Genomic DNA, 16,837 nt, shown 5'->3' on the forward strand with positions numbered 1-16,837 from the left:
AACAATCATCACCTCACGGTGGAGGGTGAAAGCCGCAACAAAATCGCCAAAGACCAGACGCTGATGGTCGATGGCAGCGCGCACCATAAAACGGGCAAGTTATATGCGGTAGATGCCGGCAGCGAAGTTCACCTAAAAGGCGGGGCAAAAATCATCATAGAAGCAGGATCTGAACTGACTCTGAAAGCAGGTGGTAGTTTTGTCAAAGTAGATGCCTCTGGCGTCAGCATCGTCGGCCCAGCGATCAACCTAAACTCCGGAGGAAGTCCGGGCAGCGGTAGTGGTTACGGTGGCATAGAAGCAGCACTTCCAATGGGACTTGAGGCACTGGCTGCGCCAGAGGAGCTTTTAATTGCTCCAACAACAGCCTCTATGACAAGTTTATTACCTGCTCTAGCGACTCTGGATGTATCTCTTAGTGAGCTGTGCCAAAAGCGCACTGATGGCAGCTGCTCTAAAACAAATTGTGAGTGTATAAATCATGATAGCTAAAAATCATAGTTACCTCATTCTGGATTCCATTCGAGTACCAGACGCAAAGAAGATATGTGCTGAAAATGAACAAGAGTGGCTTCCGCTGTACTTAGGCACAAACTGGCAACATCAGATCGATTTAAGCCCTATTTGTATTCGAGTAGAGCCTAAAAGCGCGATTTGGCAAAGATGGGAAACAGACTCGGAGTGGGCGACTAGCGGTGTCGTTTTCACTTTTTCACAACAAGTCACCTCAGATCTCGCGATGGCGTCTCTGCAAAAAAACATCACGGTGACGAGTGAAAATGGGCGGTTATACCTACTTAGATTCTACTCCCCCTCCACCTTTGCCAAGATTGCTCAGTATGGAGAACAAAAAGAGATTGATGGCATTTTGGGACTCGCTCACTCTGCCCATTTATCCCCTTTACTGTCGAACATCTACTCAACAGATAATGTAGAAAATCATAACAGCCAAGCTTCAAACACGATTCTTTCTAACAAACTCGTCAAGGAACTACTCGCATGAAAACCCACGTGATACGACGAGGAGAAACCCTCTCTCAGCTAGCCAAATACTACAATACCGATGTCGCTACACTACAAAAGCTAAATGCTGAGCAGATCAAAGATATCGACCTTATCTTCGATGGCAACAAACTCATACTCCCAGAAGAAATCGACAACACATCAGGTGAAAGGGCAGAAAAACAAACCTTTCCAAACAACCAGTTGGTGCTCGCTCAATGCTCGACTCCTAAGTATGTCGATGCTCTGTATGTCCCAGAACATCCACATACAAGAAAACAAATGTTGCTTCTCCTAACCGAAGAGGCAAAACAGTATGTCCTCGAGGATCACCAGCGTTGCCAGCAAGCATTAAGTGGAGACAACAAAACAGTGTTGGCGCAACTCACCAAACTAGGCGTCATGGATCAGTTTAACAGCATTACCCATGAAGTATTCCTCAGTCAGCTTGGCTATAATAAGGTCGCAGCCTACCGTAAAGCACTGCTTGAACGCTCTGCTTTAAAAAAAGCGTATAGCAATAATGAGCTGACGTTCCCAAATGATGATATCGAGATTGCCTTAGTCAACGTTAGCGTAAAAATTGATCGTATCGAACAGACTTACTCTAAAGCCGTTGAGAATATCGAAAACGAAGCAATTGGTAGCCTCGTCCCTATACAGGGGGCATTTGGCGAAGTTATGCTCAAGCAAGATGCGATTGATGGCGCCCAATCACTCAGGGTCAAACAATTACGTAAGTTACAGCAAGAACTCATCGAAGACCTGGATGAAGCGATCAATAAGTTTGAGCAACAAGCAATGGAGCAAGCAGCCAGCACAACTATTGACGAGCAAGGCCATCAGTACAAGTTTTCAAATAAGCACGGATTCTATAGCTCTAATATCGAGCTGAACATCTACGACGCACTGGAAACCATCAATAAAGAGAAAAAATCTATTGGTCTGGACGACTCTCTTGATAGTAAAGACCTAAAAAGCACCAGCAAACTACCTTCGCTAAAGAAGGCTTACGACGTTTACTGTTACTGGGAAGATAAAGCCCATGCTGTCATTACAAAACTAAACAACCAGCAATTTGAATGGGAGCCAATGGCTTTCTTCAATGCCAATAGTGAAAACAGAATTCGTTACCGCAAATTTTTTGCTGCGGTGCATCGTTTGAATCAGACAGGGACCTACATTAAAGAACAGTGCTTAACCAAAGATGAACTCTTTAAAGGCTGGCAAAGCGTTGAGTCTATTCGCGATGGGCTTGAGAATAAAAGCCCAAGTATCGATGCATTAATCGGTGACTTAAATAAGCTTAACAAAGATACGCCTATTGCTAGCGAACTTGGTTATTACAGTGCCTACGTATTGAACCTTGTATTACTACAAGAGATTGCGATCCGAATCCGGGATTTTTCTGAGCGATTTGGTAACAACGACAGCTATAACCAATACGTTAAACAACTGTTCCTTTTCGCTGAAAATGCGCAAGAACGTTGCAAGGCCTTGCGTATGGAGGCTAGCAAACGAGTAGACTCCCCAAACTTTGACTACCAAAGGACATCCATAACCTTCGTCGGTGACATTCCTGTCATAGAAACATCGGAGCGAAGTGTTGTACTCAATGAAGCCCAATGGAAGCCGAAAAACCTAGACAACCATATATTTGCCAACAATGGTGTGAACCAAAGAACCGTTGTTGAATGCGCCCTGTCTTCTGCCCCCCAAAAGCTATTATATATTCTGTCAGACAGCCCAGTACTATCTACCGATATAGCGGAAAACAAAAAGTGCACTTCAATTGTTAACTTAAATTTAGCGACCTCTGGTAATCGACAGAAAGAGCAACTATCTAAGGCATTTAAACAAGCACTGGGTGGCTCTTCTGATGCAGTTCTCTCCTCTTTAAAATTTGAAAAATCGATTAGCTGGGCGAATATCAGCGATGTCATTTTTCCTTGGAGTAGTAAAGAGTACGAAAACGAAACACTTGGCATTACCGCAATGACAGAAACCAGTGGAGGAGCACAATTTGCTCGTTTTACTTACAGTGCCAGTACCGCGATTGACCAGGACACATTCAACAAAGGTACGTTAAAAGCCGAGTTTCAAACCGATTTCTCGCTGGCAAGTACCGAGCAAAAGATAACACTCAGACTGCCAGCGAGCGGGGACATGCAGTTGGACATCCCCTACCGTGTTCGTGACGACGAAAAGCGTCATACTGAAAACATCGGCTCCGCCGTGCTTGAAATAGAAGGAAAGGTCTATGGTGTGCTCGCGGCAAGCTTGAAAGTCTCTACTCAGCTCCACATCGGCAATATGGAAGAGTCTTCAGGAGAACAAGAAGTCCGCCCTCTCGGCATCAAAGGAACAGTACCAAGCAGAAGTGACTATACCAATTACAATGTGTCCGGCTTAGGCCAGCAAGGCAGCCGCCCCAGCACACTTGCGGCTGGAGCAACTGCGGAAGCAAAAGCGTTTGCCGGCCTAGAAGCTGGCGGGGTTCTGAGCTGTAAGTTAGATTGGGCAAAAGATCAAAAAACCGCAAAGCAAAACCTGTTTAAAGTCAGTTCTGGCTTTAAAGTCTCGGCAGGGATTGGGTATGATGGTGTATTCCAGTGTACGTTCAACAATGGCCGTTTTATCTTTATTACCGCTATGGCGGCCACGACAGGTATTGGTTTTGGCGGCAAATTTGCCACTGAGTTAAATCCTAAAGCCGCAGATGATTTCTTTGCTGCACTGCTTGGCGTCATGAACAACAAGGGTTTTCAGCGCTTTGAGTTTTTTGACGAGTCTGGCAAAGTCAACAGTTTTGCCGAATTCAATAAAGTGCTGACGGTCGCCGCTGCATTTGGCTTAACAATCGGGCAAGTGATGATGCTGCCATTTAACATCATTGATGATATGGAGAAGCACGCAACTGACGAAAAAAACGCCTACTTTGTTGCCAACTTTTTGCTTTCTGAACAGCACCAACAAGAAAACCAGAAATGGATTGCCAATATGCCTGCGGAGACATTCGCAAAATTATTGACAGTGTTAATTAATTACAATGATATTCCAAGTATTGGCTGGGGAGAAAGTTTTAATGAGAGCAGAAATATCGCCGCAGCCAGAAACCAAAATCAGCGCAAAGCGATCAATCAAATATTAAACTGGTTAGGGGCAAACCGTGCAAATAAAGGGCAAATTATTCGCTTTGAGAATGCCCTGCAACGAATGGGCTTAAAGCAGCCCACCGAGCTTGATAAGTCGCAGCAATGGCAACGCTACGCTAAAAATGTCCTTAGCATACGGGATTTCTTTACTAAAGCCTTCTCACAACCTTATGAGAATCCAAATGATAAAGACAAAAATAATTATATGAAAACGTTAGATGATGATTACGCAGACTTGCGCAAGAATATCCACTGGTTAACTAGGGGACATAAAATCCTAGAAAAATCATACCCAGCCCGAGCCCGAATGAAAGAAGAATATGCGGTGCTGCCTGCCAATCATATCGAGCAACTTGAGCAATTTAAACTGCGCGGCTATCAGCTAAGCAACTGGTTACCAGAGAGATAAACCATGAAACAAACGCTATTTATTTTCCTGTTATTGTGCAGTGGCAAGCTGTGGGCGATTTCGCCAGTTGAACAAGGGATCCGACTGTTTAACCAACAAGAGTATCAACAAGCTCAGCAGATTTTTCAGCAACAATCTGAACAAGGTAGCGCTTACGCGACATACTGGCTAGGCGTCACACAGTACAAAAACCGCCAGCAATTTGAAGCTGGGAAAACCTTTTTAAAAGCGGCAGAAATGGGCAGCCCCTGGGCTATGGACGTATTGGCGGGGAATGGCAATAGCCCATGTAAATACCTTGGATGGGCATGCGATACAGCTTGGACTGATAAAGCCATTCCCCTATGGGAAAAACAAGCATCCCAAGGGAATGGTAAAGCAATGTACCAACTCATTCTACGAGGTAAACCTTGGTGGGAAATAGTCCCCATCTATAAATATAAGAAATATAGAGAAATATACTCCAAAGCAATCCCTAATGGTGGATATCGGTTCTTAACTTCTAGCGTGGTTTGGGAATCGACTGAAGAAAAGTTGAAATACCTAAAAATCGCCGCTGAACAAGGCTACGCACCAGCTATGATGTCCTTATACTTCTATTTAGCAGAGCCTGAGACGTTGGACGAAGCCATTGAGTGGAATCTTAAGGCAATCAAGCTAGGTTACGCTGAAGCGGCTAGAGTCTTTTATTTGGTCTATTCACAAGGTGAAAAGGACAGTAATGGCAACATAATCATTCAACGTGATGTTAAAAAAGCCTATTACTACAATCGTCTGTCTGGCGCATTAGGTGGAGAGGAAAAAGAGGCTTACAAAATTACACAAGAGCATATACTTGACGAATATGGATCCCCGTTAGCGGATGAAGATGGTAGACCAGTCATGAAGGATTTAATTACTAAAGAAGAACAAGCCGAACTAGACAAACAGGTTGCTGAGTTTGTCAAAGATATCAAGCCCAATATGTTCTTAGATGAAACGTCGTTAGAACTCTTCTAACCACTCCTATAAAGCCGCTTATTTAAGCGGCTTAGTTACTGACTGCCATAAGCGATAAACCATGAAACAAACGTTATTTATTTTCCTACTCTTGTGCAGTGGCAAGCTGTGGGCGATTTCGCCAGTTGAACAAGGGATCCGACTGTTTAACCAACAAGAGTATCAACAAGCTCAGCAAGTTTTACAGCAGCAATCAGACCAAGGCAGTGCCTACGCGACGTTTTGGCTAGCGATGACACAGTATAAAAACCGCCAACAGTTTGAAGCCGGAGAAACCTTTTTAAAGGCAGCTAATCTGGGTGACCCTTGGGCTATGGGGGTACTTTCCGGCTATGAATATTATGTCAATAACCCATGTGGGTTTCTGGGCTGGCCTTGTGATGAGAAGTGGCGACAATTGGCTATTGAAGGATGGAAAAAAGAAGCAGAAAAAGGCAATGGAAAAGCATTGCTACAACTTCAGTTCTTTACAAATCAATGGCGAAACTATGTACCAGTACTAGGTCGCTACCTTATCGACAAAAAGTATATTGAGGCACTTGAGTCTGGAGGCTTTAATGCGAGCTATTATTTGACTCAATTTAGCGACGTGCCTAAAGATGAGAAAATACAGTATCTCAGAGTTGCCGCCAATCATGGCTACGCACCAGCCATGATGTCCTTGTACTACTATTTGCTGGAGCCTGATACTTTGGATGAGGCGTTAGAATGGAATCTCAAGGCAATTAAATTGGGTTACGCTAAAGCCGCTAGATTGTTTTATTATGTTTATTCTCAAGGTGAAAAAGACAGCGATGGCAACATAATCATTCAACCCGACATTAAAAAAGCCTATTACTACAATAAGATATCGGGAGCTTTAGGCGGCGAGAAAGAGGACGACTTAAGAATTACCGAGAGGATGCGCGTAAAAGATCAGCTCCCTGTAGTTGACGAAAATGGCAGGCCGGTATTTGAAGTACTTATTACTAAAGAAGAACAAGCTGAATTAGACAAACAGGTAGCTGAGTTTGTCAAAGATATCAAGCCCAATATGTTCTTAGATGAAACGTCGTTAGAACTCTTCTAACCACTCCTATAAAGCCGCTTATTTAAGCGGCTTAGTTACTGACTGCCATAAGCGATAAACCATCACAATAAATGGAGTCAGGTCTTGCCTTTTGCTTTTTAGCTGGACCATTTTTATTTAGGGAAGAAAAGTGAGTAGACCACAACAGATAGAATATGCAGGTACGTTGTATCATGTCACCTCTAGAGGCAATGCCCGTCAGCTGATTTATCTTGAAGAATATGAACAAGCAACTGAAAACCGAAATGATGCGATTATTGCCGCATTGGCAAGTGGAGGTTATACACAAAAGCAAATCGGTGAATATTTTGGGTTGCACTATTCACGAGTGAGTCGGATAGTGGCAAAAGGCAAGACCAGACCCCATTAGCACTCAACCTCCGATAGATAGAGTTGAAATTACCAAGCGAAGAATTGAAGAAGGGCTTATTGATATTAACAAACCTAATTTCGGTGATAAGAAAATCAACACAATCAAAGACCTAATCATCAGTATTCCCCATTATTATTGGGCAAACTCTGACGATGCAGCAAGCTCTTAGGAACAAACATTGAACCGTGAATATTACCAAGACACTGCGTTTAACAGTAAGAAACGATATCTTTTATCACCACAAAATAGTGAAAAAAACCTACTAAAGAAAGTTCTAAAATCTGGCTCTAGAAGGCTGCCTTTTAGTAACCCGATAAGTGAAATTAGCATCAGAGTAGATACTGAAAATAAACCAGGGTTAATAGAAAGATTACGTAAAATAAAACCGAGTTTGGAACCATTTTGGGATCACGAAAAACTAATAGTTGAAAGACCAAGTAAATGGTTCCGATTGTACTACTTCTTATCCGCCTTAGGGAAAGGCTTGATAGCTATCGCTTTGCCACTATTCACGTTAGTGTGTTTGCTTTTGGGAGTACTTAATGAAGAAGTATTTACATTAGTTTTCTTTCCAGCCTTACAGTGGATATTTCTTCCAGCCGCACTATTATGGTTACAAGTCAAATTAATGGATCGCGGTTATTGGACACCAACCTGGATTATGACTTCGAAAAAAGTGTTTACGCTTAACCGTAGAACAGGCATGGTCACCCTTTATAAAGGTAACGGTAAAGAACGTTACTCCCATCCGTTGGTTGAATTTGATTGCGTTTTAGTGAGCGCGCCAAGCCAACAAGGGTTGATGAACTATAGTCTAATGTTGGTACATCGATACAATGGCTCTATGCATGGTGTCCCACTGAGCTCATTAACGACACCGAATGAATCAGTTTCAGAATATTATCGCATCTGGAATATGATCTTGTGTTATATGGACGTGTCCCAACCTTTACCAGATTGCCTTATTCTTGAAGAGTCTCGACACCTCGATCCCGTGACTGCTGAGTACGACAAGAAAACTGGCCGAAACCCTCGATACTGGCGCGATATGAGTGAAGAAGAATATAAAGCGACACTCGAAGCAATCAGAAACAAGCAGCAAGGCAAGCCTGAAACAGGCCCTGAATTAGATATATTTGCACAAGTGAGTTAAATATTAAGATGCGCAGCAAATATAATAAAGACACTGCTTTTAACAGTAAGAAACGATATCATTTATCACCAGAAAGTAGTGATAACAATCTACTTAAGAAACTTCTAAAATCTGGCTCTAGAAAGTTACCTTTTAGTAATCCTACAAGTGAAATCAGTACCAGAGTAGATACAGAAAATACCCCTAGTTTGATGGAAAGATTACGCGAAACAAATCCAAAACTTGAACCATTTTGGAGTCATGAAGAATTGGTAATTGAAAGACCAAGTCGCTGGTTTCAAGTGTATTATCTCTTGTCAGTACTAGGAAAAAGCGTCATATGGTTTTTTTTACCCATTTATACGATGGTTTGTATTCTAGGAGGCTTAATACATGACTCTAGTTTTCTAGCTGGATTTAACGCAGGTTTTTTACCGGCTCTACAGTGGATATTTCTTCCAGCAGCTATAGTATGGCTACAAGCCATCTTAATGGATCGCGGTTACTGGACACCAACTTGGATAATGACTTCAAAAAAGGTGTTTACGCTTAACCGAAAAACAGGAATGGTCACCCTATATAAAGGCAATGGCAAAGTACGTTACTCTCACCCTATAGTTGAATTTGATTGCGTCTTAGTGAGTATGCCAAGTCACCAAGGATTGATGAACTACAGCCTAATGCTGGCACAAAGATATAACGGCTCCGTGCATGGTATCCCGCTAAGCACACTTGCAACACCGAATGAATCAGTTTCAGAATATTATCGCATCTGGAATATGATCTTATGTTATATGGACATATCACAACCTTTGCCAGACTGTCTTATTCTTGAAGAGTCTCGACACCTCGACCCTGTTACCGCAGAGTATGATAAGAAAACTGGCCGAAACCCACGATACTGGCGCGATATGAGTGAAGAAGAGTATAAAGCAACACTAGAAGCAATCAGAAACAAACAACAAGGCAAGCCTGAAACAGGCCCTGAATTAGATATATTTGCACAAGTGAGCTAAATATTAAGATGCGCAGCAAATATAATAAAGACACTGCTTTTAACAGTGAAAAACGATATCGAATAATTATTGCAAGCAATAAATAATGACGAACACGGAAATGATAGAGTCACTTAAAGAGCAGCTCTATAACGCTGAGGTCACCTATTCTTGGGAGTATAAAGGAGCGGGTCTAAAACACGAAAACTTAGCAAAGTGGGGAGTTGCGATAACTTCATCTGCTCTTCCTTTTTGGTTTATCTGGTATGTTACAGACATGACTACTAGTTCTTCTATGTTTTGGGTTTTTTTGGTAATAGCAACTTTGATGATTTTTGCAGCAAGGTATCTTTTTTTCTCTGATAAACATCGCTGTCACCACTTAACTTCACTGGGCATTCATTACACCGAACAAGATATGATCTCTGAGGTGGCTTACACGATCGCTCGTGGTTTTGCGTGGATGGGGATTGCGGTGTGTATTATTGCTGTCTTTGTGCTTGGCCCGTTAGCGTTTGTAGGTGCCGGAGCATTTGCGCTGATGGCGTTTAGAATGACCAATTTCCATCCAACCGTTGATAAATCATATGTTTTAATGGACGGAAGAAGTATTCTCTTTAATCTAATCAATGATAACGTGCTCTCTTTTACTGTCCCAGAAAAAGGGCAAATGGAATACAAAGGGTTGGTATTTACTTCGAATCAACAAGAAAAAGAAGAGCTATTAAACCACATACGTTCACTTTTTCACGATATTGAGGTTGTCCAAATCAAAAGACGCAATGACCAATATAAGCACCCCATTTATCAGCGAGATGAAGAGGAGGCGGTAGAGTAATTCAACTGACCAAAATCACTCAAGACGCCAGTACGGTACTCATTAGTATACCCTTTAACTGGCAAGCGTCTGAACATCACCAACTTGGCTATGTGGCGTCAGGCTATAACCAAGGCGACTTAGCCGTGTCGCCAGCACCGAAAGAATTTTCGACCCGTATCATTGAAGTAGGGATCTAACTATGGATAAGACAGATAACATTGAGGTAATCAAAGCAAAGCTTTATAACGCTGAAACTAAGTATTCTTGGGAGCAAAAAGGGTATGGCGGCAAATACGACCATCTAGGGATATGGGGAATGGCGATATTTGTGGGCTGTTTAATATTTAGCTTTTTTTGGTTTGTTCTCGATGAGCTAACTGTGGACTCAATTGATTTTTGGGGGCTGTTTGCTTTCATGACAATGATGGTGTTGATAACAAGGTATTTGTATTTTCCTGATAAACATCGCTGTTACCACTTAACTTCACTGGGCATTCATTACACCGAACAAGATATGATCCCAGAGGTGGCTTACAAAATCGTTCGTGGCTTTGCGTGGATGGGGATTGCGGTATGTATTATTGCTGTCTTTGTACTTGGCCCACTGGCCTTTGTAGGGGCAGGAGCGTTTGCGCTGATGGCATTTGGAATGACTAATTTCCAGTCAACCGTTGATAAGTCTTATGTCTTTATTGATAAGCGCAGCGTCGCTTTTAATCTAGTTAACAACAGCGTGGTGTCATTCGCGATTCCTGAGAAAGGTGCACATGCTTACTCAGCTGATATCTATATATCACTTGAGCAAAAAGAAGCGCTGTTAAATTATTTACGTTCACTCTTTCCTAGTATTGAGGTTGTAAAAATCAAAAGACTTAATGACCAATACAAACATCCTGTTTATCAGCGAGATGAAGAAGAGGCGGTAGAGTAATTCAACCGACCTTACATCACTCAAGACACCGTTACCGTACTCGTTAGTATGCCCCTTAACTGGCAAGCTGATGAACATCAGCAACTTGGATATGTGGCGTCAGGCAACAGCCAAGGCGACTTAGCCGTGGCGCCAGTATCAAAAGAATTTGCGACCCGTATCATTGAAGTAGGGATCTAACTATGGATAAGACAGATAACATTGAGGTACTTAAAGAGCAGCTCTATAACGCTGAGGTCACCTATTCTTGGGAGTATAAAGGAGCGGGTCTAAAACACGAAAACTTAGCAAAGTGGGGAGTTGCGATAACTTCATCTGCTCTTCCTTTTTGGTTTATCTGGTATGTTACAGACATGACTACTAGTTCTTCTATGTTTTGGGTGTTTTTGGTAATAGCAACTTTGATGATTTTTGCAGCAAGGTATCTTTTTTTCTCTGATAAACATCGTTGTTATCACTTAACTTCACTAGGTATTCGTTACACAGAACAAGATATGATCCCTGAGGTGGCTTACAAAATAGCTCGTGGTTTTGCTTGGGTGGGGATTGCGGTGTGTATTATTGCTGTCTTTATACTTGGCCCGTTGGCGTTTGTAGGTGCAGGGGCATTTGCACTGATGGCATTTGGGATGACGAATTTTCAGCCAACGACAATGAAGTCTTACATAATTATGGATGAGCGCAGTGTTGTTTTTAATCTAGTCAATGATGTTGTTGTTTCTTTTACAACCCCAGAGAAAGGAACGCTTGCTTATTCGGGGGATATCTTTATCTCAACATTTGAGCAAAAAGAAGAACTGTTTGCTCATCTAAAGTCTATTTTTCCCAATATTGAAGTTATCGAAATAAAACGATTAAATGACCAATACAAGCACTCCATTTATCAGCAAGATGAAGAAGAGGTGGTGGAGTAATTCAAGCGACCTTGCACCACTCAAGATATTATTGACTGCCTGAGCATAAACTTACTTGGTTATCGATTATCAGTTGATAGCCAAGTTGTGCCAACTGAATTGCAGGTAACGAAAAAGCACGATACAAGCAAGTTGATGAGCTTTGAATGACGGTTAACACAGAAACTATAAGTCCCTTTAAGAGCATCTATAGAACTGGCTTAACTGATATGTTTTGGCACTATAAAAAAGAAGAACCAACCTCAAATAGTGAGATTGGTTTGTATGAGTGTGAACAAAATGGTTCACTAACAACGTCAGTTGGCTAGGTGACCCTTGGTATATCAAGGGTCAAATTAACTAATGCAGCATATGTGCCAAATTTAATAGTGCCTATTTGCGCAAAAACCTAGTCCTTTCGAACTAGGTTTTATTGATTTCATTGCATATTAGAAATGCAAAATGCAAACCTTTGCATTACTAGAATTAGTGCCTAGGGGTTACAACATCACTAGGCTTGCAGTTCCAAGAAAAGCAAAAAAGCCAACCACGTCGGTGACGGTAGTTAGGATCACTGAGCCTGCGAGGGCGGGATCCAACTTGAGTTTATCCAGCACGATAGGAATGAGTACTCCAAAGAGCGCAGCTGCGATGATGTTTACCACGATTGCGAGTGCGATTGTGGCGCCCAAAATACCCGATTGGAACCAAAGCGCGGCTAAACCACCAATGATCACCGCCCACAACAGCCCGTTGATCGAGCCGATACCGATTTCGTTTTTAAGCAGCGCCCAACGGTTGCCTACCGTGATCTGGTTGAGTGCCATTGCACGAATCATCAGAGTCAATGTCTGACTACCGGCGATACCCCCCATCGAAGCAACAATGGGCATCAATACCGCTAACGCGACCACTTGAGCAATAACATCTTCAAACAGCCCGATAGTCACCGAAGCTAGAATGGCAGTCATTAAGTTGATGCCCAGCCAAACCCCACGTTTTTGAGAACTTTTTACTACCGGTGCGAAAAGGTCATCGCCTTCATCCATACCGGTACCTGCCATCAAGCGGGTTTCGTAGATTTCACGTTGCGTGCTGAGGGCGAAATGCCAGTCCACTTCACCAACGAGTGTCTGTCCATCATCGACCACTGGCATAGAGGAAGTAGAAGAATGTTCCAGTGCTTCAATGCTCTCCGCTAGCGTTAATTTGGCGTTTAATGTCACCACATTTTCGCTCGATAGATTCTTTAGTCTTTCTGTCGGTTCTGCTCTCAGCAAATCGATGTAGCTGACGACGCCACGAAACTGCTTACGCTTATTGATTAAGTAGATATGATGAGGCGCGTCGTAACTGTAACGCTCCATGAGCGCTTTCGCTCTTTCAACCGAAATATTGAAAGGAAGTGTCACCACTTTACGCTCAGCCCAGCGGCCGAGTTCATCATCGTCGTACTCGTTTGCTTGGTCATAAAGCTCAAGCTCGTCTTTTTCGATTAGGCTGAGTGCTTCATTGATGATTTCGTCGGGTAACGAATCTGCCCACTCGATCAATGACAAGTTATCGAGTTTTGCTAGCGTTATCTTTAATTCTGTTTCGGAGAGCGCCGTAATGATCGAGTTACGTACATCGGCACGGGCTTCGGTCAACACTTCGATATGCAGTTCTAGCGGTAAACCACGCCATAAGCGTACACGCTCATCGATCGGGAAAGCTTCCAGTATAAGCGCGACGGAACCTGGCTCTAGGCCCTCTTCGATATAATCATTAAGAATGCTGTTTTGCTGCTCTTCATCCGCTCGAGCAATGGTTTGGATGTGATGAGATAGCTCCTGAAATTCGCTCATCGATGTGCTCCGCAGTTTACAGTTTTGTTAGAGTGAAGACATGTTAGCAGAAGCATCATTCAGGGCTAGGATAATTTATGAAAAAGCCCAGAAATTCTGGGCTTAGCGCTAATTTGTATTTGAGTACCAGCGTTCTCCATACGCTTGACTGTAGTCTGGTTCATCGAGGTGTGTTGATGCCTCAACGGGTTCTAACGGGCCAACCACTGTTCGATAAGGAAGAATGCCTGCCCAAACTGGGCGGTCTAGGTCAGACAAATCATCATTGACACCGGAATTACTGATTTTTACCGACGCTTCCGTGAGCGGGATTCTCAATACCATAGTTGCAGCCAGTTCTTTCGCATTGCTTAAACGAACTTGACCGGTTCTTTGAGGTGCAATGTGTTCGATAAAGTGGTTGAGCACCTGGTCTTTTTCGTTTGCATCTTCAACCGTTTCAAATGAGCCAAACACAACCGCAGAGCGGTAATGAGCGCTGTGATGAAATGCAGAGCGTGCTAGCACCCATCCGTCAAACAGCGTGAAAGTCAGGCATGTTGAATGACCTTTCTTGAGTGTTCTCATTAAGCGACTGTTGTTTGCACCATGGATGTAGACATAATCGCCCACCCGCCAAGCAAGCATTGGGATTACAATCGGACCGTTCTCTTCGCTAATTGCGATGTGACCAATTAAGCTTTCATCAATGATCTTATGCAGTTGCTCTTGTTCAAATACCGCTTTGTGCTTCGCTTTCTTTACTTCTGTACGTTTGGTCTGAGATAACATCCTTTCGCCCTCAATTCGTCTACTTTGATTACAATCTAAACGTTAAGTGGTACTTTACTAAGAGCCAGTTTTAGATAATGGATGGATCCAGAATGACGCCGATTGAAATAGGCGACTTAGCACTCAATCAGGGTAAGGCAACTCTCCAAGAACAGCTGTTTCACGCTATTCGCAGCAAAATTGTGGCTCACTTGTGGCCGTTAGGCGGAAAGCTTCCCTCAACTCGAAAAATGGCGGGGGAACTCGCCTTGAGTCGCAATACAGTGATCGCCGCGTATGAACAGTTAGCAGCCGAAGGGTACATAGAGAGCAGACGCAGTTCTGGTTTCTATGTCGCGGTCGAGCTTCCGGATCACTATTTATCAAGTCAAACTGCGGTGACCAAACCAAGTTCATCCGTATCGGCAACGGACATCAACAAACTGTTTGCCCCGGGCGTACCGGACTTAAAACAGTTCCCGCTGAGCAAGTGGCAGCGTATGTTGCAGCGTCACGCCACTCGCGTATCTCTTCTTGGCAACCAAGAGATACAAGGCAGTTTGGCGCTTCGCCAGGCGCTGACTAATTATCTTGCATCGAGTCGTTCGGTTAGTTGTCATCCAAAACGAATTATCATTACTTCTGGTGCGCAGCAAGCGTTGTATATTGCGCTCAATGCAGTGCTAGAACAGGGTGACAATGTACTTATGGAGCAACCGGGTTACGCGCAAATGAGTAAAGTGGTGGCGTTGAACGGCTTTGGTTTCCAAGATCTTCGCGTTGTGGAGCGCGAGGGTTTCGAACTGGATGATGTGCTTCGCTCTGACGCAAAAGCGCTTTATGTTACGCCAAGTAACCAGTACCCCATGGGCACCACGCTCAATACTGAGCAGCGTTTACAACTGGTCGAATGGGCGGCGCAGGAGAAACGTTGGATTATTGAAGATGATTACGACAGCGAGTTTCAGTTTGCCCATCGGCCTTATACCAGCTTGCAAGGACTCGCAAGTGAGATGGGCGGTGATGATCAGGTCATCTATATTGGCTCTTTCAGTAAAGTAATGTTTAACGGATTAAGATTGGGTTACATGGTGGTGCCTGAATCGATTGTTGAAACGTGTTTAGCCGTCAAAGACGCGACCAGTGGGGATACGCCAACTCATACTCAGGAAGCACTGGCCGATTTTATTAACGAAGGGGATTTGTTACGCCATATTCGTAAAATGCGCCGTTTATACAAATTGAAACACCAAACCATGAGCGAAGCGATTCAGCGTCACTTTGCCCATCGTGTTGAGATTATCAGCCAAGCAGCGGGATTACACATTACCCTAAAGTGGACTGGCGGTATCGACGAGGATACTTGGGTTGAACGTGCTAAAGCGGCGGGTATTATTATGCGGCCGATGAACTATTACGAGCTAAAGCCTCATGAAAGGACTTGGTGCGGTGTTATCTTAGGTTTTGGCAATGTGTCGTTGGAAGAGATCGAGCCAAATATTCAGCGCTTGGCTGAGCTATTTGGCCCAAACGAGGTTATTCAGGTTTAGGTTGTCTTATCGGGCGAACCTTTTCCCAAGGGAAAGAGAACAACGCAAAGATCGTTAGCGCATACAACATCGACCAACCTAGGCAGATGAACACTCCCGTACACAAGAGTAGGGCGATCCCTGCCAGCACTTTGCCTATTCCGCTGAGTAATTTGTATGCGGAGAGCATTGCTAATAGGTAAACCAAAACGAAGACACTATTGGCGAGTTTTAGGAAGAACTCTAGATCTAATTCTGACAGTTCACCCACCACACAAGAAACCACCAATATCAAGCCGATCACTAAGGTTGCGTTGGCAGGAACGCCTTTGATGGAGATTCGTGCCATGGCGCTGTCAGGCTTGTATTCGCGCGCTTGTGCCCACACCATGCGAGCAAGGCTCTGTGTGTAAAGGTTCACGCTAGCAAAGCAGGCGGCAAAGCCAAGAATACTGATCAGCACTTTGAATTGGTTGCCAAACAGTTGCTCTGAAATCCAAGGAATCGACGTACTCTCAAAGTCTGGTGAGCCGTAAGCGCCCAGTTTTAGGATCACCACCGAGCACGCCCAGTAAGTGGCGCCAGCGATAAAACTGCCGACCAGAATCGCAATGGGAAAGTCGCGTTGTGGATTCTTAAACTCTTCGCCCATATGAGCAAATGCTTCAATGCCGACGAAGCACCAAAACATGACACCAAGCGCAGCGCCAATGGTCCAAACCGACTCTGAGTTGAGCGCTGGCATAGTGAAATCGTTAGTAGAGACATCGCCTTTCCACCAAAAAGCTGCCACAAGAGCGAAGACACTCAGCGCAATCGCGGTTTGGAGTCTACCTGAAGATTTTGTCCCAGCTAAGTTGACCGCCATAAGCAGTACAACGGTGATCACTTGGGCAACAATGGCGGAGTTAACTGCATCGGGTAATAGCTGTT

General features: G+C 43.7%; 15 protein-coding genes and 1 pseudogene. 13 read left to right on the forward strand and 3 right to left on the reverse strand.

Features of this window, described 5'->3' with window-relative positions; translation table 11 throughout:
* The 12 genes and pseudogenes from HCZ42_RS20790 to HCZ42_RS20840 all read left to right on the forward strand — a co-directional run.
* Positions 1 to 492, forward strand: a pseudogene (locus tag HCZ42_RS20790) (type VI secretion system tip protein VgrG); the annotation flags it as partial.
* Positions 482 to 1,003: a DUF4123 domain-containing protein gene (locus tag HCZ42_RS20795; RefSeq protein WP_167422599.1), complete on the forward strand. Its 522-nt coding sequence runs from the start codon at positions 482 to 484 to the stop codon at positions 1,001 to 1,003. The pseudogene HCZ42_RS20790 and the gene HCZ42_RS20795, both read left to right, overlap by 11 nt.
* The gene (locus HCZ42_RS20800) at positions 1,000 to 4,566 is read left to right on the forward strand and encodes a LysM peptidoglycan-binding domain-containing protein (protein WP_167422600.1); all 3,567 of its coding nucleotides are present in this window, start codon (positions 1,000 to 1,002) and stop codon (positions 4,564 to 4,566) included. Before HCZ42_RS20795 ends, HCZ42_RS20800 begins: the two co-directional genes overlap by 4 nt.
* Positions 4,567 to 4,569: 3 nt before the next feature.
* Positions 4,570 to 5,565, forward strand: coding sequence for a tetratricopeptide repeat protein (locus HCZ42_RS20805; RefSeq protein WP_167422601.1), 996 nt, complete (start codon positions 4,570 to 4,572; stop codon positions 5,563 to 5,565).
* A gap of 61 nt (positions 5,566 to 5,626) precedes the next feature.
* Complete coding sequence (locus HCZ42_RS20810; RefSeq protein ID WP_167422602.1) at positions 5,627 to 6,634, forward strand: sel1 repeat family protein; 1,008 nt, start codon at positions 5,627 to 5,629, stop codon at positions 6,632 to 6,634.
* A gap of 130 nt (positions 6,635 to 6,764) precedes the next feature.
* Positions 6,765 to 7,004, forward strand: a complete 240-nt coding sequence (locus HCZ42_RS21940) for a hypothetical protein (RefSeq protein ID WP_254868999.1) — start codon at positions 6,765 to 6,767, stop codon at positions 7,002 to 7,004.
* A 181-nt stretch (positions 7,005 to 7,185) separates the two neighbouring features.
* On the forward strand, positions 7,186 to 8,160 hold the full coding sequence (locus tag HCZ42_RS20820) for a hypothetical protein (protein ID WP_167422603.1): 975 nt from the start codon (positions 7,186 to 7,188) through the stop codon (positions 8,158 to 8,160).
* Positions 8,161 to 8,168: 8 nt separating this feature from the next.
* Complete coding sequence (locus HCZ42_RS20825) at positions 8,169 to 9,155, forward strand: hypothetical protein (protein ID WP_167422604.1); 987 nt, start codon at positions 8,169 to 8,171, stop codon at positions 9,153 to 9,155.
* A gap of 85 nt (positions 9,156 to 9,240) precedes the next feature.
* The gene (locus tag HCZ42_RS20830) at positions 9,241 to 9,972 is read left to right on the forward strand and encodes a hypothetical protein (RefSeq protein WP_254869000.1); all 732 of its coding nucleotides are present in this window, start codon (positions 9,241 to 9,243) and stop codon (positions 9,970 to 9,972) included.
* A 181-nt stretch (positions 9,973 to 10,153) separates the two neighbouring features.
* Positions 10,154 to 10,885, forward strand: a complete 732-nt coding sequence (locus tag HCZ42_RS20835) for a hypothetical protein (protein WP_167422605.1) — start codon at positions 10,154 to 10,156, stop codon at positions 10,883 to 10,885.
* Positions 10,886 to 10,933: 48 nt separating this feature from the next.
* Entirely contained in the window at positions 10,934 to 11,065 is a 132-nt protein-coding gene (locus HCZ42_RS22060; protein WP_303047967.1) for a hypothetical protein, read from the forward strand.
* Between the two features lie 2 nt (positions 11,066 to 11,067).
* Positions 11,068 to 11,799, forward strand: a complete 732-nt coding sequence (locus HCZ42_RS20840; protein WP_167422606.1) for a hypothetical protein — start codon at positions 11,068 to 11,070, stop codon at positions 11,797 to 11,799.
* A gap of 479 nt (positions 11,800 to 12,278) precedes the next feature.
* Here HCZ42_RS20840 and HCZ42_RS20845 read toward each other — a convergent pair whose 3' ends face one another.
* Entirely contained in the window at positions 12,279 to 13,625 is a 1,347-nt protein-coding gene (locus HCZ42_RS20845) for a magnesium transporter (RefSeq protein WP_167422607.1), read from the reverse strand.
* 108 nt (positions 13,626 to 13,733) lie between these two features.
* The gene (locus HCZ42_RS20850) at positions 13,734 to 14,396 is read right to left on the reverse strand and encodes a pyridoxamine 5'-phosphate oxidase family protein (protein WP_167422608.1); all 663 of its coding nucleotides are present in this window, start codon (positions 14,394 to 14,396) and stop codon (positions 13,734 to 13,736) included.
* Positions 14,397 to 14,473: 77 nt separating this feature from the next.
* On the opposite strand from HCZ42_RS20850, the gene HCZ42_RS20855 reads away from it, so the two are divergent.
* Positions 14,474 to 15,925, forward strand: a complete 1,452-nt coding sequence (locus HCZ42_RS20855) for a PLP-dependent aminotransferase family protein (RefSeq protein ID WP_175579588.1) — start codon at positions 14,474 to 14,476, stop codon at positions 15,923 to 15,925.
* Here HCZ42_RS20855 and yjeH read toward each other — a convergent pair.
* The coding region (gene yjeH / locus HCZ42_RS20860) for an L-methionine/branched-chain amino acid transporter (protein WP_167422610.1) at positions 15,912 to 16,837 on the reverse strand (926 nt) is incomplete at its 5' end. The genes HCZ42_RS20855 and yjeH overlap by 14 nt on opposite strands.

Origin of the sequence: Vibrio hepatarius (genome assembly GCF_011806575.1) — a bacterium.
GTDB classification, from domain to species: Bacteria; Pseudomonadota; Gammaproteobacteria; order Enterobacterales; family Vibrionaceae; genus Vibrio; species Vibrio hepatarius_A.